The organism is Bacillus sp. AY18-3, assembly GCF_008042305.1.
Taxonomy (GTDB): domain Bacteria; phylum Bacillota; class Bacilli; order Bacillales; family Bacillaceae_G; genus Bacillus_A; species Bacillus_A wiedmannii.
The window spans coordinates 317,806-337,312 of the sequence record NZ_QKQR01000013.1 but is presented as its reverse complement, the minus strand read 5'-3'; the positions used below and the strand labels follow the sequence as shown (position 1 = coordinate 337,312).

Here is a 19,507-nt window from a genome sequence, read left to right as displayed (position 1 = left end):
ACGCTTCTTTTTTTAGCGCTGGAATAAAACGAGCTTACCTGCAGAAGATGTGCAGCGATGTGTTTTTTCATACAATCCTTTTTCTTGTAAAATAGATTCACCTTTTGCTTTCGCTTCTTTTTCAGTTGCCGCCTCGAATGATTCGTCTAATGCTTTAGAACCATCTTTTTCAAAGACTGTTAGAACGTATACTCCCATGAAAATTCCCTCCAATAATTAAAATCAGAATCTTATAACTATTTTGGCATAAATCAATAGAATATGCAAAGAAATATATGACATTGCGTGTTACAATAAAGTGAAACTTTAACTAGTGGGGAGTCTTTTCATCCCCACTAGTTATTAGTTGAACCAATCGGGTATTTATGGGCAGTTTACTTTCAGATTGGCTTCTTTGCCTACTGCCCGTTAATACGGGGTAAAGTGAAACTTTAATCAGTGGGGAGTTTTTTATTTCCTGCTTATTACTAGTTTTCACCAATTGAGCATGTAGTGTTTGTGTTCATGCGGATAAAATGAAACTTTTGAAATATAGAAAGGATCGTTATTTGTGAAACAAGTGAAGTTTATACATGCGGCTGATTTGCATTTAGATAGTCCGTTTAAAGGGATGGGGATGAATGTACCACAGCCTGTTTGGGAGAGAATGAAGCAGAGTACGTTTGAATCGTTCGAGCGTATTGTTGATAAAGCGATTCAAGAGCGCGTTGATTTCGTATTACTAGCCGGGGATTTGTATGATGCGGAGACGAGAAGTTTGAGAGCGCAAGTGTTTGTGCGCGAGCAAATGAAGAGACTGTCGCAGTATGATATCCCTGTTTTTATTATTCACGGTAACCACGATCATTTAGGGGGAAGCTGGGCAGCAATTGAGTTTCCGGAAAATGTTCATGTGTTTACGGAGCCTTATGTAGAAGAGAAATCATTTTATAAAAATGGTGAGTTGTTAGCTTCTATTTACGGGTTTAGTTATTTGCAGCAAGCGGTAACGGATAATATGACAGCGCAGTTTACGAAAATGAGTGATGCGCCTTTTCATATTGGTATGCTTCACGGAAGTGTGGAAGGAGATGCAGAGCATAATCGCTATGCACCGTTTCAAATTCGTGAGCTGAAAGAAAAGCAGTTTGATTATTGGGCTCTTGGTCATATACACAAACGTGAAATTTTATCAGAAGAGCCGTGCATTATTTATCCAGGTAATATACAAGGACGTCATCGTAAGGAAACAGGAGAGAAGGGCGCGTACCTTATTGAACTTACGAAACAAGGAACGCACTGTTCATTTTTCCATACGGCGGATGTTGTGTGGGACGAGATAGAAGTGAATATTGATGGACTTGAAACTGTTGATGAACTTATGACGAGCGCATCGAGTGCGATGAATGAGTGCCGAAGAGAAGAGGAAGGGACGCTACTTACTGTCGTATTTACAGGACAAGGCCCACTTTCTCCTTATTTACGTGATGAAAAGCGTGTGGAAGAGATCTTTCATATTTTAGCAGCTGGCGAAGAGCGAAAAGACTTCGTATATGCGATGAAGTGGAAAAATGAGACGGTTTCTTTTGCGGAAATCGAGCGTTTGAAAGAGGAAAATCATTTCGTCGGTAGTGTGCTGAAAGAGTTAGAAGTTTTCACCAATATGGACGGCGTATTGCGCAGTATTTGGACATCTCCTGTAGCGCGTAATAGTATTGAATCTTTTACAGAAGAAGAGAAGAAAGAGATTCAAAAGGAAGCAGAAAATATTATTTTAGAGCAATTATTCCAGCAAGAGAGGGATAAGAAATGAGAATTGAAAAACTCCATATTTATGGGTACGGAAAATTAGAAAATGTGGAAATGGATCTGTCAATGCTGACAGTGTTATACGGTGAAAATGAAGCGGGGAAATCGACAATTCGCTCATTTATGAAAAGTATTTTATTCGGTTTTCCGACGAGAGGACAGCGCCGTTATGAGCCGAAAGAAGGCGGCAAGTATGGCGGTGCGATGACTGTGCAAACAGAGAAGTACGGTCGTTTGAAAATTGAACGATTGCCAAAGACGGCAGCTGGCGAGGTGACCGTTTATTTTGAAGACGGGAAAACGGGCGGCGAGGAAATTTTACACGATATATTAAGCGGGATGAATGAAAGTTTATTTGAATCTGTCTTTTCATTTGATATGCACGGTCTTCAAAATATTCATCAGCTAGGCGAAGCGGATATCGGAAATTATTTATTTTCGGCAAGTGCAGTCGGAAGCGATGCGTTATTACAGCTAGATAAAAAGCTAGAGAAAGAAATGGATCAGCGTTTTAAGCCGAGTGGGCGTAAACCAGAAATTAATGTGTCACTACAAGAGATGAAGAAGCTTGAAGAGAAGATGAAAGATTGGCAAGGGAAAATTGGCATGTATGAAAAGCAAGTGGAGCAGTTAAAAGAAAGTGAAGAGCAGCTAGCTTTTGTTCGCGTGGAAAAAGAGAGTGCAGAAAAGCGAAAGCAAGATTATGAAATATTAGCTGTGCTTGAGCCTCTCGTTATTGAAAAGCGTGCGCATGAGAAAGTGTTAGAAAACGAGGGCGGACAATTTCCTGTAAACGGGATGGCGCGCTATGAAGCGATTAAGGCGAAGATGGAGCCGCTCCAATTACAAGTTGATTCGCTCCATAAGAAAATAGAGAATGTGCAAACGGAAATTGAATCGATTCAAATAGATGAAGAGTTTTTACAAAAAGAAAGTTATGTAGAAGAACTTCGTATGCAGCATATGTCTTACGAAAATGCACGCCAAGAAATGCGTGATATAACAGGAACGATTACGAATATAAAAGAAGAACTGACAGAATTAGAGCAACAAATTGGTGCTACTTTTGAAAAAGAAACAGTTCTTTCGTTTGATATGAGTTTGGCAACGAAAGAGTTAATTACGCAAACGGTGCAAAAGGCGCGCGAACTAGAAACGCAAAAAGTACAGCTTGACGATCGTTTCAAAGTAGCGCAGGAGCAATTAGAAGAACAAGAAGAAAACATAAGACAGGTTAAGCACCAAATGTTAGCGGATGAAGAACGAAATACGCTAGTTGAGAAAGAAAAGTCATTCCAAGATGCGGCGTTTATCGGTATGGGCGCAGAGAGAATGAAGCGCAAGTATGAAGAGAAGGCAGGAGCGGCAGTGCAAAAGAAAAAACAGTGGCAAAGAGTTTGTCTTCTGTTACTTCTTATTAACACAGTCGTTTTATTCACAAGCTTATTTATAGACAACCGCCCGCTCTTATTTATTAGTGTCATTGTTTTTGTAGGGATTGTTCTTGCCCTCGTTTTATATAAAGATCCGTCAAGTGGATTACAAGAAGAGCTTCTTACTCTTCAGCAAAGTGCTGGTGGGAGACAAAGTGAAGAAGCAATGTCAGTTCGTTATCAATTAGAAAAAGATGAAGAGATACGTAAATTATTTGAGCGTGAGTCGTATAAGTTACAGCAAATGGAGCGAGCTTATGATAAAGTCGTTTCATCGTATGAGGAATGGGAGAGAGAAACGTTCCGCATTAGCGAGCAAGTAAATGTGTATAAAATGCGCTATATGTTCCCTGAATTTTATACGTATGCACACATATTGCCGGCGTTTGAGCGTATAGAAAAAATGCAGCAATTATATCGCGAGTTAGAGAAACAAAGTGAGCGGAAATCTTCATTATATGAAATGATTTCGCAATTTGAACATAAACTAGAAACTGTTATCGGTAGTGCGGAATATAGTAAGCTGCACGAGGCGCAAAGCTGTATGCAAAATGAGAAAGAAAAGCGCCAAACTTGTAAGCAGTTAAAAGAGAAGCTTGTGGAATGGCAAGAAGAATATGAGTTCATGCAAGAGCAATTGAAACAACTGTTAGTAGAACGAGATAGTTTATGGCATATCGCACATTCTACAGATGAAGAGATGTTTTTAAAAGCAGGTAAACTGGCAGAAAAACGTGAAGATGCTGAGCAGCAAGTCGGGCGTTTATTACCGCAAATTGATCTGTTAGAACAGCGTTTAACGAGTTTATCATTAGCTGAACATTATGAGGCTGACGGTTATGATGAAAAATTAAAGCAAGAAATGACAGCTGCGCAAAATTGTCTTATGAAAGAGAAAGAACTGACAGAGCGTATTGCGAAACATCGTATGGAAATCGCGAATTTAGAAGAAGGTAGTACGTACGGTGATTTACTGCACGAATGGGAAATGAAAAAAGCGCAAGTGCGTGAACAAGTGAAGAAGTGGGCTGCTTATGCGGCCGCAAAGACAGTATTAACGAAAACGAAGCAATATTATCATGAAGTACATCTTCCGCGTATTTTACAAAAATCAGAAGAGTATTTCGTCTATTTAACAGGCGGACGATATAGTAAAATCTTTTCACCGTCAGAGGCAGAACCGTTCATCGTTGAGCGTAACGACGGTATGCGTTTTTACAGTCATGAACTAAGCCAAGCGACAGCAGAGCAGTTATATTTATCGTTACGATTTGCGTTAGCGAAAACGTTTGAGCATGATTATCCATTTATTATTGATGATAGTTTTGTACATTTTGATGCGGTAAGGACGAATCGTACGATTGAACTAATAAAGGAAATTGCCAAAGATAGACAAGTCATCTTCTTTACATGTCATGCGCATTTACTAACGTATTTTACAGAAAAACAGATTATAAAATTAGTGCGTAAGCGTAAAGAAAATGAGTTGTAGTGTGCTATACTAAAAGTAATTGATATGGTGGAGGAATTCGAATGAAAAAGAAAATTGCAGAATATGAAGTTGGTGAACAAGTCGATGTTTTCTTGTTAATTAAAACAGCGACAAAAGGTTTAGCAAGCAATGGCAAACCATTTTTAACAGTAATCTTACAAGATCCAAGTGGAGATATTGAAGCGAAGCTATGGGACGTATCACCAGAAGTTGAGAAACAATATGTAGCGGAAACAATCGTTAAAGTAGCTGGTGATATTTTAAATTACAAAGGACGTATTCAATTACGTGTGAAACAAATCCGAGTTGCGAATGAAAATGAAGTAACAGATATCTCGGATTTCGTAGAAAAAGCACCAGTGAAAAAAGAAGATATGGTTGAAAAAATTACGCAATACATATTTGAAATGAGAAACCCGAACATTCAGCGTCTAACAAGGCATTTGTTAAATAAGCATCAAAACGAATTTTTAGAATATCCAGCAGCGACAAAGAACCATCACGAGTTCGTATCTGGACTAGCTTATCACGTCGTATCGATGCTTGATTTAGCGAAAGCTATTGCGGCTTTATACCCATCGTTAGATAAAGACTTACTATATGCGGGCGTTATTTTACACGACCTTGGTAAAGTAATTGAGCTATCTGGCCCAATCTCTACAACTTATACGTTAGAGGGGAATTTACTAGGCCACATTTCTATTATGGTGAACGAAATTGGTAAAGCTGCAGACGAGCTACAAATCGATGCAGAAGAAGTATTAATTCTTCAACACATCGTTCTTTCTCACCACGGAAAAGCAGAATGGGGTAGCCCAAAACCACCGTTAGTAAAAGAAGCAGAAATTCTGCACTACATCGATAACTTAGATGCAAAAATGAACATGATGGATCGCGCATTAGGACGCACAAAACCAGGCGAATACACAGAGCGTGTCTTTGCACTTGATAATCGTTCGTTCTATAAACCGACGTTCCATAATTAATAATGCGAATCAAATGGCCTCATTAAGTGTAAAAAACTTAGTGAGGCTGTTTTCTTTATTAAAAATGAAATAGTTAAGAAGTATGCATGGGTGTAACGAAGAGCTAATAAAACATATCTTGCCACTAGAATGGGAGCATATCAACTTTTTAGTTGAGTAACGCCAGCATTTCAGAAAAAATACAATAAGCTGTCCATATGGGCAGCTTAGTTACATAATTCTCGTTAGTGGAAGTTGATTAATATTAGCTTATTTGTCTTATAAGTTAAATTGAGAACAATTAGATTCCCAAATATTTCAGTTCTTTTTGTATGTTATTCAAAGCAAATCCCTCTCGTTCTCGAAAGGGGTTATTTAATTCGTTCGAAGATAATCTCAAAATATTGCGCGTATCCTGCGATTGATGGTGCAAAGATTTGAACAAATTTCCAACCGTCTTCAGCATGTTCGGCAATAATACGCTTATAATCTTCTTTAGGTTCCCCTTTCCAGTTATTAACTTCGACTTTCACGAATTTGTAATCGTACATATCCTTTCCCCCTTTTCCTAATTGTACCATTTCGGAGAATCGATTTGTTATGATTTTTAGATGTATATGGTATTCGCATTCAGTTAATATAACGTCTCATTATCGGTAGCAAGGACAAGGAGGAACCCTGCTTTCACAAGGGAACCTCCTTTTTACGTTCTATGGATCTATACATTTTTTTATACATTCCTATCCTGAAGGGGATTTTAAGATTTCTGTTTGTTACTGAATTAGTTGAAAAACTGTATAAAATCTTGCATACTCTTAGCGTGTTTTTTAATACTGGCGATATCCCACATCCATCAACTTATGAATTTTATAATGTCTCCAAACCAAGAATTTCTTGTGTTTTTAGTCCAAAATTTTATGCAATAAAAAAATATCTCGAATTTGAGATAAATAACTTGCTTTTTAATCACTTGAGTTGTAAAGTGATAGTAACGAAAGTGATTGAGTCATATGAAAAACATATACTCAGTTGCTTTCGATTAAAAAAACGAAGTAACTTATTCAGTAAAAACTAAGATGAATTTACAAAAATATAATGAGAATAAATTGAAAAGCTAAGAAGCATATTATTTTTTAGGTATCACTTGACTAGTAAAATGAAACGGAGGAATTATCAATGTATGAAATTAAAGGGCATCATCACATTTCAATGGTTACAAAAAACGCGAGTGAGAATAACCATTTTTATAAAAACGTGCTTGGTTTACGCCGTGTGAAAATGACGGTAAACCAAGATGATCCGTCTATGTATCACTTATTTTACGGAGATAAAACAGGAAGTCCAGGCACAGAATTATCATTTTTTGAAATGCCTTTAGTAGGAAAAACGTACCGTGGTACGAATGCAATTACGCGAATCGGATTACTCGTTCCATCAGAGGAAAGTTTACATTACTGGAAAGAACGATTTGAGAAATTTGATGTGAAACATAGTGAAATGACAACATATGCAAATCGTTCTGCTTTGCAATTTGAGGATGCTGAAGGCCTTCGTCTCGTACTACTAGTTTCAAACGGAGAAAAAGTGGAGCACTGGGAAACGTGGGAGAAATCCGAAGTTCCTGCAAAGCATCAAATTCAAGGAATGGGTTCTGTAGAAATGACAGTGCGTAGACTTGATAAACTGGCGAATACATTAACAGATATATTTGGTTATACAGAAGTTAGCCGAAGCGACGAAGAAGCGATTTTCCAGTCTATTAAAGGAGAAGCCTTCGGAGAAATCGTTGTGAAATATTTAGATGGTCCTACTGAAAAGCCAGGCCGCGGTAGCATTCATCATTTAGCAATTCGTGTAAAGAACGATGCAAAGCTTGCTTACTGGGAAGAACAGGTAATACAAAAAGGTTTCCATTCTTCAGGCATTATCGACCGTTTCTACTTTAAAAGCTTATATTTCCGTGAATCAAACGGAATCCTATTTGAAATTGCGACAGATGGACCAGGATTTACAGTTGATGGCGATGTAGAACATTTAGGAGAAAAACTTGATTTACCGCCGTTCTTAGAAGATCAGCGAGCAGAAATTGAAGCGAAATTAGCACCTATTGAAGAGAAATAATAGAAGAGAAAATATAAATTTAAAAACCATTGGAGGAATATAAAATGAACCAATTAAAAGGAATTCACCACGTTACAGCAATTACAAGTAGTGCAGAAAAGAACTATGAGTTTTTCACTCACGTTTTAGGAATGCGTTTAGTTAAAAAAACAGTAAACCAAGATGATATTCAAACGTACCATTTATTCTTTGCAGATGATAAAGGTAGTGCAGGAACAGATATGACATTCTTTGACTTCCCAGGTGTTCCAAAAGGAGTACACGGTACAAATGAAATTTCAAAAACTTCATTCCGTGTTCCAACTGACGCAGCGTTAGCGTATTGGGTGAAACGCTTTGACCGTCTTGAAGTGGAACATACAGGCATTAAAGAGCAATTTGGTAAGAAAACTCTTTCTTTCGTTGACTTTGATGATCAACACTATCAATTAATCTCAGATGAATTAGATAACGGGATAGAATCAGGTACACCATGGCAAAACGGTCCAGTTCCATTAGAATATGCAATTACTGGCTTAGGCCCTGTATTTATCCGCATTTCAAACTTTAGTTTCTTTAAAGAAGTGTTAGAAAAAGTTCTATTATTTAAAGAGATTGCTCAAGAAGGAGAATTCTATTTATTTGAAGTAAACGAAGGTGGAAACGGTGCTTCTGTCATTGTAGAACATAATACGGTTCTTCCTGAAGCACAACAAGGTTTTGGTACAGTGCACCATGCTGCATTCCGCGTAGAAGATCGCGCTGTATTAGAAGAGTGGATTGAGAGAATCAGTAGCGTAGGGCTTCCTTCATCTGGCTATGTAAATCGTCACTTCTTCGAGTCATTATACGCAAGAGTTGCACCACAAATTTTATTTGAATTCGCAACAGACGGCCCAGGATTTATGGGAGATGAGCCATACGAAACACTTGGCGAGAAATTATCTTTACCTCCGTTCCTAGAGCCAAAACGTGAAGAAATCGAAAAATTAGTTCGTCCGATTGATACAGTAAGAAGTACGAAGGAATTTATTAAAGAGTAACAATAGAGATAGTAAGTAGGAGAGCAAGTAGTTTTAGCGGATCGCTGGAATTGCTTGCTTTTTTATTTGGGCTATAAAATTTTCTGAAAAATGTTTCTCAAGTTTTTAAAATAGAAATATTTGGTATAATCCACTTAAATTATAAATTTTCTGACAATTATTTTCAATACATAGAAAAGAGGTGATAATATACAATTTTGATAATTGTATAAATATCCTAATTTTGTAAGTTTGAAGAAAAGGGGATGCGAGTGTATGGGAGCAGATGTAGTAACAAGGGAGCAAATGAAACATTCTTTAGATGATTGGCATCGTGTAATGTTGCAGCAAAATATAGAGAAAGCTAGGGAAATGAAGGAAGATATTGAGAGTGAGTTTTCTAATGTAAAAGAGGATGGGGATTTATGGCTATATTACTCTTTATTAGATTTTAGATATAAAGTGCTGGCGGATGGCTTACAAATTACTAAAAATAGTTTTGATAAAATTGATGAAATTTATAAAACGTCTGAAAATCGTTTGTCATATTACTATTATTTTTTTAAGGCAATGCATGCAACTCTAATATCAAATTACAATGATGCAAATAGATGTTATGAGAAGGCCAAAACACTAATAAAATATATTCCTGATGAATTAGAATATGGGGAATTCTGTTATCGTCTTTCTGCATTTTTCTACAATACAAGGCAACCAATGAATACAATAAAATATGTAAATAAAGCTAAAGAAATTTTTTCAAAACAAGCAGGACAAGATATGAATATTGCTTTATCTCAAAATCTTTTAGGACTAACTGCCATACAAATAAAGCAATATGAACAAGCAGAAGAGTGTCTAAATTCAGCGATAGATATTCTACAAAAACAGGATAACGCTATATTGCTTTTAAGGGTACGTCATAATTTAGGATGGCTATACGCAAGTCAAAACCTTTCTGCACTAGCTATTCGACATCTTTCGGAAGTAACAGAGAAATTCCCAGCACATTTCAAAGCGATTTTCCTACAAGCTAGGGAACATTTTAAACTGGGAGAAACAAACATTGCTGAAGAATTAATTGATAGAGGATTAAATATTTGTATGGAGTTAGAAAATGAAGAGTATATACATCATTTTAGTATTTTAAAAGCAGTAAATGGTAATGTTCCTATTAAAGAATTAGAGCAGATTATCCTTAAAGGAATTACTTATTTTGATAAAGAATCTTTATATAGTTACACTCAGGAATATGTGGAAAAACTTGCAATAAAGTTTCGTGAGGATGCTAATTACATGAAAGCAAGTGATTATTTTTACAAAGCATTACAGGCAAAAGAGAAGAAGATAGAGAGAGGAGCATTAAAATAATGTTTAAAAAAATAGGTATGACTGTAACTGGTATAGTGTTAGTTGGTATTGTATCTGTCGGTTTAAATAGTTCTTTTGTACAACAAGCGGAGCACGGTGATGTTCCAGCACCAGCAAAACCAGACTACGTTAATATAGGAGATACAGGAGGAGCACCAGCCAACTTCAATAAAGGAGATGGAGAAGCACCAGCAGATAATAGAGGAGACGGCGGAGTAAGCCAACTATAATAACAAAGAAAAGGACTTCAACAGGAAGTCCTTTTCTTTGTTATTAGGCCATGTAGAGAAAAGAATTGACTTACTTTAAGCATGTAGAGAAAAGAATTGACTTACTTTAAATATGTAACTATAATAGTTACAAAATAACCATCACTAATAGAAGTGAGTAATATTTTTTTAATATAATTGTAACTAAGTTAGTTACAATTAAAAATAATCATAAAACAACCAAATAATGTAAAAACTTTAAATAGCAACAAGAGAAAGGAGACGGGAATTTTGAAACGGTTTAAATTTTATTTTATTAGCGGTATTGTGCTCGTTTTGTTAATCGTATGTAACTTCGTTGATAAGCCGATTGCGAAAGTTGGAGAAGTGAAAAATACTGTTATGATGAAGCTGAATACGAAAGAGAGTATGGCGCAAATTGATGGACAGACGATTTATTTTAAGCAAATTGGTGAGGGCAAGCCACCTTTACTTATGCTTCACGGGTTTGGTGGTTCATCTGATGGGTTTAGTGATATTTATCCGGAACTTGCACGAGATCACACGATTATAGCGGTTGATATTTTAGGATTTGGACGTTCTTCGAAGCCGGTTGATTTTCAGTATTCGTTTCCTGCGCAAGTGAATTTATATTATAAGTTAATGAAGAAACTCGGATACAATCAATTCGCAGTACTTGGTCATTCGATGGGCGGAGAGATGTCTCTAAATTTAGCGTATTTATATCCGGATGCAGTAACGCATCTCGTTTTAGTGGATTCTACAGGGATCGAGTCTTTCCAGCAAAAAGAAAGCTATGAAGTGCCGCCGCTATCAACGGATTTACAAACTGTAACAGAGATTACAGATTATAATAAAAATGCAGTGAAAAATAGTCGCGACGATAAAGAGCATTATGATCAGCTTACGAAAATGAGAGAGCGCCGCATCGCGATGGAGGCCGATAAAATTAAGGTGCCGACTTTAATTATATGGGGACGACACGATAAGAGCGTTTCTTGGAAAAATGGTGAACTGTATCATGAGCTATTTGCGAATAGTACGTTCCATATCATTGAAAAAGGATACCATGCACCGTTTCGCCAGGAACCAATAGAGTTTATGGAATATGTACAAGCGTTCTTCGCGAAGAATCCACAATAAATTTTAAGCATAAATCAACTTCTTTCCTCATACAGTGAAACTAATAAGGCTTGTCTAAGGAAAGGAATGAAGTTGCGTGGAAACTTTACCATGGTGGGTGTATCTTGTAATTGTTGGAATCGTATTAAGTGGCTACATGGTTTTATATACTTCAAAAAAAGAGCAAGATATGGATAATGAGTTTATCGAAAAAGAAGGCGAAGTGTATATGAAGCGTTTAGAAGAAGAGCGAGAGAAACGGAATCAGGATACTGATAAGGATTCGGTATTGCTTTAATAGAAATTTTGAAAGGCTACCAACTAGTAGAACTTTACATCTAGCTGGTAGCCTTTTTTTGCTGGAGGAGCAGTATATGTTCATCAAGCAAAGCTTATACAAGTTGAATTTTACATGTATACAATATTCATCATGAACTTTTATTGATGGTATTTATATATTTTTTTACTCATAAGAATGGAACTAGCGCAGTATTTACTGGGGGGGATTAACAATGCATAGGGATGAAACATCATTACATCCTGATACAGGTGTTACGTCTGTAATGTTTGTTGAGCGTTCATTAAATGAAATTCGTTTTTGGTCTAGAATCATGAAGGAGCATTCTTTTTTTCTTCGCTTAGGGTTTAGATGTGAGGACACTCAACTAATCGAAGAGGCTAATCAATTTTATCGATTGTTTGAACATATCGAACAAATTGCGCATTCCTATACAAATGAAACAGATCCTGAGCAAATAAAAAGATTTAATGCAGAAGTACAACAAGCCGCAACTAATATTTGGGGATTTAAACGAAAAATTTTAGGATTAATTCTCACATGTAAATTGCCAGGACAAAATAACTTTCCATTGTTAGTTGATCATACAAGTAGGGAAGCTGATTATTTTAGAAAACGTTTAATACAATTAAATGAAGGTAAATTAGATGCTCTTCCTGATGCTATTATTAAAGAAAATGTTTTCTTTTTAAGGATTATGGCAGACCATGCTAAATTTATTGGTCATCTTCTTGATCCATCGGAAAGAAAGCTTGTAGACACAGCGCGGAATTTTAGCAATGATTTTGATGAATTGATGTATCAAGCAATTGACTTAGAATCTATGAAACCACAATCTCAAACAGTCCCACTTTTAGATCAATTTTTAGATCAAAATCGTGTGTCGGTTGCATCTCTTCGGGATTTTAAGAAAACAGCACGTGATTTAATTGAGCAATGTAAAATAAAGAGTATCATTCATCCATTATTAGCAGACCATGTTTTCCGTGAAGCTGATAGATTTCTTGAAATCATTGATATGTATGACGTTCATCTTACCAATATTCAATCACAACCTAGATATTAGAAGATCAAGAAAGATACTATTTTACTTTCAGCTGAGAAGTTAACAATTTATTGTTAGCTTCTTTTCTTTTTGATGAAAATGAAACTATGATGGGTGTATTTTTATTTATTACAAAAATCGTTGTATGGATGTTAAATAAGTTTGCCGGAGCGAGCATTACACTTGTAGCAGATGCACCGTATGTAATGAATTTTTTACCCCGCATATTAATGGTTATAGGTGGCACGGGTTCTGATAAGTTGAAGAAAATATATAGATAGAGGAAATAATTTCCCCACACTAGCTGTTCTTTCTACTCAAATTGTGTACTATAAAGGATAGGATGACATAAAGAAGGGGACATTTAGAATGGAATTTCATGAACAGAAGATTTTGCCGGCAGTGAGGCAAATTAAAGATTTGGAAAAGCTATTACATAGTTCATATGAGTATATTGTTATTTTAGATATTCATGTTGGTCAATTGAAGAGTGTTGTGTCACTTGCGAAGCAGCATAGTAAAAAGGTGTTTTTACATGTTGATTTGATCCATGGATTACAAAGTGATGGGCATGCGACGGAGTTTTTATGCCAAGAATATAAACCGTACGGGTTACTGTCGACAAAGGCGAGCGTGATTATGAAGGCGAAGCAAAAGGGTGTCGTGTCAATTCAACGCATCTTTTTAATTGATTCTAGCGCGATGGAAAAGAGCTGTAATTTGCTAGAAAAGACGAAGCCGGATTATATAGAGGTGCTCCCTGGTGCGCTAACGGATGTGATTGCTGAAGTGAAAGAGCGTACTGGTGTCCCGATTTTAGCGGGTGGTTTCATTCGTACTGTGCAAGATGTTGAAAGAGCTTTAAGTGCTGGTGCGACAGCAATTACGACATCAAAAAAAGAGCTATGGAAACATTACCAAAAAAAGTGACGAAAATGTGAAAAAATTCTGTTGACACCGCTTTCATGAAAGGTTAACATTATAGACAAGTTAATAAACGTGACGGAGAAAAGAAGAGATCCACATTTTATTGTTTCTATATATTTTTATATAGAAGCATGTAAGCTGTGGATCTTTTTCTTTTGAAAAAACGAATGGCCATTCATTTTACCTCTATCACATTTGAACGCATTTAAATTGATTGTGGAGGGATTTTATGTCAGCATTTTTAGGGGAATTAATAGGGACAGCGTTGTTAATCGTACTTGGTGGCGGCGTTTGTGCTGGTGTAAGTTTAAAGAAATCGTTTGCGAAAGATTCTGGATGGATTGTCATTACAATGGGCTGGGGCTTAGCGGTAGCGGTAGCAGCGTACGCGGTTGGATCAATTAGTGGGGCACATTTGAATCCGGCTTTAACGATAGGACTAGCATTTAAGGGAGCGTTCCCATGGAGTGACGTACCAGGTTATATCGCAGCACAAATGATTGGGGCAATTATCGGGGCAGTTATCGTATATTTACATTACTTACCACACTGGAAAGAAACAGAAGATCCAGGAACAAAGTTAGGCGTATTTGCAACAGGTCCAGCAATTCCGAACACATTTGCAAACCTTTTAAGTGAAATGATTGGAACATTCGTTTTAGTATTTGGTATATTAGCAATTGGAGCAAATAAATTTGCAGATGGTTTAAATCCATTTATCGTAGGTTTCTTAATTGTAAGTATTGGTTTATCATTAGGTGGAACGACAGGATACGCGATTAACCCGGCTCGTGACTTAGGTCCGCGTATCGCACACTTCTTCCTTCCGATTGCAGGAAAAGGCGGTTCGAACTGGAAGTATGCATGGATTCCAGTAGTTGGTCCAATTCTAGGTGGATCACTTGCAGGATTATTCCATCAAGTTGTATTTGAAGGAAAACAAAATGCAGCACTTATTTATGTGATTATTGCAACTGTGATTGTACTAGCAATCTCTTATATGACAAGTAAAAAAAGTGAAAGCACTACAAATAGTAGAAAAGTAGCATAGGGGGAAACCATTATGAAAAAATATATTCTTTCTTTAGACCAAGGAACAACTAGCTCACGCGCAATTCTTTTCAATAAAAAAGGTGAAATTGTTCATTCAGCTCAAAAAGAGTTTACACAACATTTTCCAAAGCCAGGCTGGGTAGAGCATAACGCACAAGAAATTTGGGGATCTATTTTAGCAGTTATCGCAACTTGCTTAAGTGAAGCAGATGTAAAACCAGAACAAATCGCTGGTATCGGTATTACGAACCAACGTGAAACAGCGGTTGTATGGGATAAAACGACTGGAAAACCAATTTACAACGCAATCGTATGGCAATCTCGTCAAACAGTTGAAATTTGTGATGAGCTAAAAGAAAAAGGTTATAGCGAAATGGTTCGCGAAAAAACAGGTCTTTTAATTGACGCATACTTCTCTGGTACGAAAGTAAAATGGATTTTAGATAATGTTGAAGGTGCAAGAGAAAAAGCAGAAAACGGCGATCTATTATTCGGAACAATTGATACGTGGCTTGTATGGAAATTGTCTGGCGGCAAAGCGCACGTAACGGATTACTCAAATGCATCACGTACATTAATGTTTAACATTCACGACTTACAGTGGGATGATGAGCTTCTAGACATGTTAACAGTGCCAAAGAGCATGCTTCCAGAAGTACGTCCATCATCTGAAATATATGGAGAAACAATTGATTATCACTTCTTCGGTCAAAATATACCGATTGCAGGTGTAGCTGGTGACCAACAAGCAGCATTATTTGGACAAGCTTGTTTCGGTGAAGGTATGGCGAAGAACACGTACGGAACTGGTTGCTTCATGTTAATGAACACAGGAGAAAAAGCAGTAGCTTCTGAGCACGGCCTATTAACAACAATTGCATGGGGTATAGATGGTAAAGTAAACTACGCATTAGAAGGAAGTATTTTCGTAGCAGGTTCTGCAATTCAATGGTTACGTGACGGAATGCGCATGTTTAAAGATGCAAGTGAGAGTGAAGTGTATGCTTCTCGCGTTGCATCAACTGATGGTGTATACGTTGTACCAGCATTCGTAGGTTTAGGTACACCGTACTGGGATAGTGAAGTACGCGGCGCTATGTTTGGTGTAACGCGCGGTACGACGAAAGAGCATTTCATTCGTGCAACACTAGAATCTTTAGCATACCAAACGAAAGATGTATTATGCGCAATGGAAGCAGATTCAGGTATTGAACTGAAAACATTACGCGTTGATGGCGGAGCAGTTAAAAATAACTTCTTAATGAAGTTCCAAAGTGATATTTTAGCTGTTCCTGTAGAGCGTCCAGTAATCAATGAAACGACAGCTTTAGGTGCAGCGTACTTAGCTGGTCTTGCGGTTGGATATTGGAAAAACCAAGATGAAATTAAAGAACAGTGGCATATGGACAAACGCTTTGAACCAACGATGGAAGCGGAAACAAGCGAAGAGCTATATTCTGGATGGAAAAAAGCAATTGAAGCAACAAAAGCTTTCAAATAATCATAAACAGTGTTATAATGGTGACAAGTTAATAATTCGGTAGGAGATTTGGAGAGACCACAACACGCTATAGAGGCGAAATCTATAGCGGAGTTTGTGGTCTCTTTTTTCGTTATCAAAGGGAGGAATTACCATGAAATTTTCAAGTAAACAACGTAAAGACGTATTAAACGGAGTAAATAAACAAGAGTTAGATGTGATCGTAATTGGTGGAGGTATTACTGGTTCTGGTATTGCATTAGATGGGGCAACACGTGGGTTATCAACAATTGTGTTTGAAATGCAGGACTTTGCAGCAGGTACATCAAGTCGTTCAACGAAGCTTGTACACGGTGGTCTACGTTATTTAAAACAACTTGAAGTGAAAATGGTAGCAGAGGTGGGGAAAGAGCGTGCGATCGTATATGAGAACGGTCCCCATGTAACAACACCAGAGTGGATGTTACTTCCATTCCATACAGGCGGTACGTTCGGATCATTCAGTACATCAATTGGTCTTCGTGTATATGACTTCTTAGCAGGCGTAAAACGAAGCGAGCGCAGAAAAATGTTTAACCGTGAAGAAACATTAAACAAAGAGCCTCTTGTAAAAAAAGAAGGATTAAAAGGCGGCGGTTACTACGTAGAATATCGTACAGACGATGCGCGTCTTACAATTGAAGTAATGAAAGAAGCAATTGAACACGGTGCGAAAGCTGTTAACTACGCAAAAGTAGACAGTTTCTTATATAAAGATGGAAAAGTATGCGGTGTACGTGTAATCGATTTACTAGATGGCGAAGTGTATGAAGTGTACGGTAAGAAAATTGTAAACGCAGCTGGCCCTTGGGTAGATACACTTCGTGAAAAAGATAACTCGAAAAAAGGGAAAGTACTTCAGTTATCAAAAGGTGTGCATTTAGTAATTGACCAAAAACGTTTCCCATTAGGGCAAGCTATTTACTTCGATACACCAGATAAACGTATGGTGTTCGCGATTCCTCGCGGCGGAAAAACATACGTAGGTACAACAGATACGTTCTATGATAAAGACGCAGCTGTACCGCACATGACAACAGAAGATCGCACATATATCATTAATGCGATTAACTACATGTTCCCAAGTGTAAAAATTACAGAAAAAGATGTGGAGTCAAGCTGGGCTGGTGTACGTCCGTTAATTTATGAAGAAGGTAAGAATGCATCTGAAATTTCTCGTAAAGATGAAATTTGGACTTCTGAATCTGGTTTAATTACAATCGCAGGTGGTAAATTAACAGGATACCGTAAAATGGCTGAAATGGTAGTAGACTACGTAACGAACCTACTACAAAAAGAAGGTCATAGTGCATATCCGAAGAGCGATACGAAACATATGCCAATCTCTGGTGGACATGTAAGTGGTTCACACGGATTCCCAGCATTCGTTGCGAAAAAAGCAGATGAGGGTACGAAATCTGGTTTAACGAAAGCACAAGCAGAAGAATTTGCGAAATTCTATGGCTCTAACGTTGACGTACTGTTCGACTTAGCGAAAAAACATAAAGACGAAGCGAAAGAATACAACATGCCGCTAGACGTTCTAATCCCACTTGTATACGCAATGGATTACGAAATGACAGCAAAACCAGTTGACTTCTTCGTACGCCGCAGAGGCGCTGTGTTCTTCAACATCCACTGGGTATACGAGTGGAAAGAAGCAGTAATCAACTACATGGCTGCGAAACTAGGCTGGAGCAAAGAAGAGCAAATGAAATACACAGCTGAATTAGAAAAAGCATTAACAGACGCTGTCATTCCTGTAGATCAACAAGAACAAGCAGCTGCATTAGCGTAAAATAGAGAAACACCTGAAGAGAACCTCTTCAGGTGTTTTTTATCCTTTTCGGCAAGAAGGCTCCATCTGATTTGTGTTACGGGTGAAACCCAACAATTCAGGTGGAGCTGAATTGCCGTCAGAAGGTAGTCTGAACTCTTTTGTTTTTTGTCTTACGATACAATCTGCCCTTAGATAAGGAGGGAATATATCTTAAGATAACGAAATTGGATAATAATCATCATTTGGTTACCTTGACTAAAAATAAATAAAATATGTTACAATGATGATAGAGTATATAGTATGAATTTTGCATAAAATAAAGAAGACAGAAGCCTGAGAAACTTCTGCCTTGTGTAACCTAACTTACTATTGTGGTGGTAGTAGGTGCGGTTATAAGACAATTACATTAACGTTTTAGCCGAGAACCGCCCTTACCTTTTCCACGAAGCAGGGTGGTTCTCGCTTTTTTGTATACAGAAATTAGCCACGGACCGACGTATCTTCTACCGATGACAACGCCAGCTCCGGTTAGGATACCATACACTAATTTAATTACAAACATCGCGATCATTTTATCACCTCCCCCCTTTTTTCAAAATGGAAGAGATGATTATCACACCTACTAGTTATAGCTTATTAAGTTACATTTCAATTGTATTATGTTTTAAAATAGGGAACAAGACAAATGAATACGGATATGAGGTGCAGCATGAAAAAATTAATTACTTATGACCCTGAAATCCAGATGGCATATCTGTATGTAATTCCATTCACTTCAGAAATTGAGATTGAATCGACTGAAGAGTTGGAAGAAAATCCAAAACTGAATGTAGATATAGATCAATTTGATCGTATAGTGGGGATTGAGTTTTTTGGAGAAAATGCTCGTAAATTAAAAGGAGTAACAAATAGAAGTAAAATATATAAAAAGAAAGCTTCAAATGATAATAAATACATATACTCATTTAGAATTTCTCAGGATATTCATTTGCAAAAAGTGTTATTTCAAAACGTTGTATTTTATTTTGCAGATAAGAAGTATGAAGAATTTATTGGTTTTGATATTATCAAGCCATCTTTGTATGACCATGAAATATTAGATTCTTTAAGTGAGTGTTAGGAGGGAAGAGGACTCGATTGAATGGGTTCTCTTTTTCATTTAGCGATGAGGGGAATCTTGACGATAGAAAACTAAGACAAAATCCTTATTGCAAACTTAAAAAGCGCCTTGGGAGAGAGGCGCTCTTTAGGTGAATGTATTGTAACGACTATTCGGTTTATTATATGTAAGTTGCTGAGGAAGTGATTTATAAAAAACATTATTGCCAAACAGATTTTTTTTATAAATTTATAAAACTTTTC

The 19,507-nt window shown here is 37.1% G+C and carries 18 protein-coding genes and 1 pseudogene; 16 read left to right on the top strand and 3 right to left on the bottom strand.

The features are described from left to right. Window positions 1-12 precede the first annotated feature (12 nt). Window positions 13-198, bottom strand: a complete 186-nt coding sequence (locus tag DM800_RS13265) for a YhzD family protein (protein WP_000539551.1) — start codon at window positions 196-198, stop codon at window positions 13-15. A 352-nt stretch (window positions 199-550) separates the two neighbouring features. Between DM800_RS13265 and DM800_RS13260 the strand changes: the two genes are divergently transcribed. From DM800_RS13260 to yhaM, 3 genes are read left to right on the top strand one after another with little or no spacing between them, the layout of a single operon-like run. Beyond that, complete coding sequence (locus tag DM800_RS13260) at window positions 551-1,792, top strand: metallophosphoesterase family protein (RefSeq protein WP_147786972.1); 1,242 nt, start codon at window positions 551-553, stop codon at window positions 1,790-1,792. Continuing rightward, entirely contained in the window at window positions 1,789-4,713 is a 2,925-nt protein-coding gene (locus DM800_RS13255) for an ATP-binding protein (protein WP_147786971.1), read from the top strand. The genes DM800_RS13260 and DM800_RS13255 overlap by 4 nt, the downstream gene beginning before the upstream one ends. 41 nt (window positions 4,714-4,754) lie before the next feature. Next, a complete protein-coding gene (gene yhaM / locus DM800_RS13250; protein ID WP_000726645.1) occupies window positions 4,755-5,699 on the top strand; it encodes a 3'-5' exoribonuclease YhaM in 945 nt (314 codons plus the stop codon). Window positions 5,700-6,049: 350 nt separating this feature from the next. Here yhaM and DM800_RS13245 read toward each other — a convergent pair whose 3' ends face one another. Then, complete coding sequence (locus tag DM800_RS13245) at window positions 6,050-6,229, bottom strand: DUF4177 domain-containing protein (RefSeq protein ID WP_000272495.1); 180 nt, start codon at window positions 6,227-6,229, stop codon at window positions 6,050-6,052. A gap of 625 nt (window positions 6,230-6,854) precedes the next feature. On the opposite strand from DM800_RS13245, the gene DM800_RS13240 reads away from it, so the two are divergent. From DM800_RS13240 to glpD, 12 genes and pseudogenes are all read left to right on the top strand, one after another. After that, the gene (locus DM800_RS13240; RefSeq protein WP_147786970.1) at window positions 6,855-7,799 is read left to right on the top strand and encodes a ring-cleaving dioxygenase; all 945 of its coding nucleotides are present in this window, start codon (window positions 6,855-6,857) and stop codon (window positions 7,797-7,799) included. A gap of 44 nt (window positions 7,800-7,843) precedes the next feature. Beyond that, window positions 7,844-8,821 (top strand): ring-cleaving dioxygenase, encoded by a 978-nt coding sequence (locus DM800_RS13235; protein ID WP_147786969.1) that lies wholly within the window; start codon window positions 7,844-7,846, stop codon window positions 8,819-8,821. Window positions 8,822-9,076: 255 nt separating this feature from the next. Further along, window positions 9,077-10,171, top strand: coding sequence for a response regulator aspartate phosphatase (locus tag DM800_RS13230; protein ID WP_147786968.1), 1,095 nt, complete (start codon window positions 9,077-9,079; stop codon window positions 10,169-10,171). Further along, complete coding sequence (locus tag DM800_RS13225) at window positions 10,171-10,401, top strand: Phr family secreted Rap phosphatase inhibitor (RefSeq protein WP_147786967.1); 231 nt, start codon at window positions 10,171-10,173, stop codon at window positions 10,399-10,401. Before DM800_RS13230 ends, DM800_RS13225 begins: the two co-directional genes overlap by 1 nt. A gap of 270 nt (window positions 10,402-10,671) precedes the next feature. Further along, window positions 10,672-11,544 (top strand): alpha/beta fold hydrolase, encoded by an 873-nt coding sequence (locus DM800_RS13220; protein ID WP_147786966.1) that lies wholly within the window; start codon window positions 10,672-10,674, stop codon window positions 11,542-11,544. A 76-nt stretch (window positions 11,545-11,620) separates the two neighbouring features. Continuing rightward, on the top strand, window positions 11,621-11,821 hold the full coding sequence (locus tag DM800_RS13215; RefSeq protein ID WP_000449224.1) for a sporulation YhaL family protein: 201 nt from the start codon (window positions 11,621-11,623) through the stop codon (window positions 11,819-11,821). Window positions 11,822-12,035: 214 nt separating this feature from the next. Further along, the gene (locus DM800_RS13210; RefSeq protein WP_087985653.1) at window positions 12,036-12,887 is read left to right on the top strand and encodes a DUF2935 domain-containing protein; all 852 of its coding nucleotides are present in this window, start codon (window positions 12,036-12,038) and stop codon (window positions 12,885-12,887) included. 86 nt (window positions 12,888-12,973) lie between these two features. Then, a pseudogene (locus DM800_RS13205) lies at window positions 12,974-13,147 on the top strand (helix-turn-helix domain-containing protein); the annotation flags it as partial. Window positions 13,148-13,235: 88 nt separating this feature from the next. Further along, the gene (gene glpP, locus DM800_RS13200) at window positions 13,236-13,796 is read left to right on the top strand and encodes a glycerol uptake operon antiterminator GlpP (protein WP_000394296.1); all 561 of its coding nucleotides are present in this window, start codon (window positions 13,236-13,238) and stop codon (window positions 13,794-13,796) included. Between the two features lie 226 nt (window positions 13,797-14,022). Continuing rightward, window positions 14,023-14,844 carry a glycerol uptake facilitator protein GlpF gene (gene glpF, locus DM800_RS13195; protein ID WP_088610017.1) on the top strand — a complete coding sequence of 274 codons (822 nt, stop codon included), beginning with the start codon at window positions 14,023-14,025 and terminating at the stop codon, window positions 14,842-14,844. Between the two features lie 12 nt (window positions 14,845-14,856). Next, the gene (gene glpK / locus DM800_RS13190; protein WP_147786964.1) at window positions 14,857-16,347 is read left to right on the top strand and encodes a glycerol kinase GlpK; all 1,491 of its coding nucleotides are present in this window, start codon (window positions 14,857-14,859) and stop codon (window positions 16,345-16,347) included. A gap of 133 nt (window positions 16,348-16,480) precedes the next feature. Further along, window positions 16,481-18,163 carry an aerobic glycerol-3-phosphate dehydrogenase gene (gene glpD / locus DM800_RS13185; RefSeq protein WP_000672824.1) on the top strand — a complete coding sequence of 561 codons (1,683 nt, stop codon included), beginning with the start codon at window positions 16,481-16,483 and terminating at the stop codon, window positions 18,161-18,163. A gap of 388 nt (window positions 18,164-18,551) precedes the next feature. On the opposite strand, the gene DM800_RS29185 is transcribed toward glpD, so the two are convergent. Then, window positions 18,552-18,716, bottom strand: coding sequence for a hypothetical protein (locus tag DM800_RS29185; protein ID WP_000561154.1), 165 nt, complete (start codon window positions 18,714-18,716; stop codon window positions 18,552-18,554). Between the two features lie 138 nt (window positions 18,717-18,854). On the opposite strand from DM800_RS29185, the gene DM800_RS13180 reads away from it, so the two are divergent. Next, on the top strand, window positions 18,855-19,265 hold the full coding sequence (locus DM800_RS13180; protein WP_147786963.1) for a DUF2283 domain-containing protein: 411 nt from the start codon (window positions 18,855-18,857) through the stop codon (window positions 19,263-19,265). The last annotated feature ends 242 nt before the right edge of the window (window positions 19,266-19,507 follow it).

Coding starts and splice junctions, on each gene's coding strand:
- DM800_RS13265 (WP_000539551.1), bottom strand. CDS start 198: ATGGGAGTATACGTTCTAACAGTCTTTGAAAAAGATGGTTCTAAAGCA.
- DM800_RS13255 (WP_147786971.1), top strand. CDS start 1,789: ATGAGAATTGAAAAACTCCATATTTATGGGTACGGAAAATTAGAAAAT.
- yhaM (WP_000726645.1), top strand. CDS start 4,755: ATGAAAAAGAAAATTGCAGAATATGAAGTTGGTGAACAAGTCGATGTT.
- DM800_RS13245 (WP_000272495.1), bottom strand. CDS start 6,229: ATGTACGATTACAAATTCGTGAAAGTCGAAGTTAATAACTGGAAAGGG.
- DM800_RS13240 (WP_147786970.1), top strand. CDS start 6,855: ATGTATGAAATTAAAGGGCATCATCACATTTCAATGGTTACAAAAAAC.
- DM800_RS13235 (WP_147786969.1), top strand. CDS start 7,844: ATGAACCAATTAAAAGGAATTCACCACGTTACAGCAATTACAAGTAGT.
- DM800_RS13230 (WP_147786968.1), top strand. CDS start 9,077: ATGGGAGCAGATGTAGTAACAAGGGAGCAAATGAAACATTCTTTAGAT.
- DM800_RS13225 (WP_147786967.1), top strand. CDS start 10,171: ATGTTTAAAAAAATAGGTATGACTGTAACTGGTATAGTGTTAGTTGGT.
- DM800_RS13210 (WP_087985653.1), top strand. CDS start 12,036: ATGCATAGGGATGAAACATCATTACATCCTGATACAGGTGTTACGTCT.
- glpP (WP_000394296.1), top strand. CDS start 13,236: ATGGAATTTCATGAACAGAAGATTTTGCCGGCAGTGAGGCAAATTAAA.
- glpF (WP_088610017.1), top strand. CDS start 14,023: ATGTCAGCATTTTTAGGGGAATTAATAGGGACAGCGTTGTTAATCGTA.
- glpK (WP_147786964.1), top strand. CDS start 14,857: ATGAAAAAATATATTCTTTCTTTAGACCAAGGAACAACTAGCTCACGC.
- glpD (WP_000672824.1), top strand. CDS start 16,481: ATGAAATTTTCAAGTAAACAACGTAAAGACGTATTAAACGGAGTAAAT.
- DM800_RS29185 (WP_000561154.1), bottom strand. CDS start 18,716: ATGATCGCGATGTTTGTAATTAAATTAGTGTATGGTATCCTAACCGGA.
- DM800_RS13180 (WP_147786963.1), top strand. CDS start 18,855: ATGAAAAAATTAATTACTTATGACCCTGAAATCCAGATGGCATATCTG.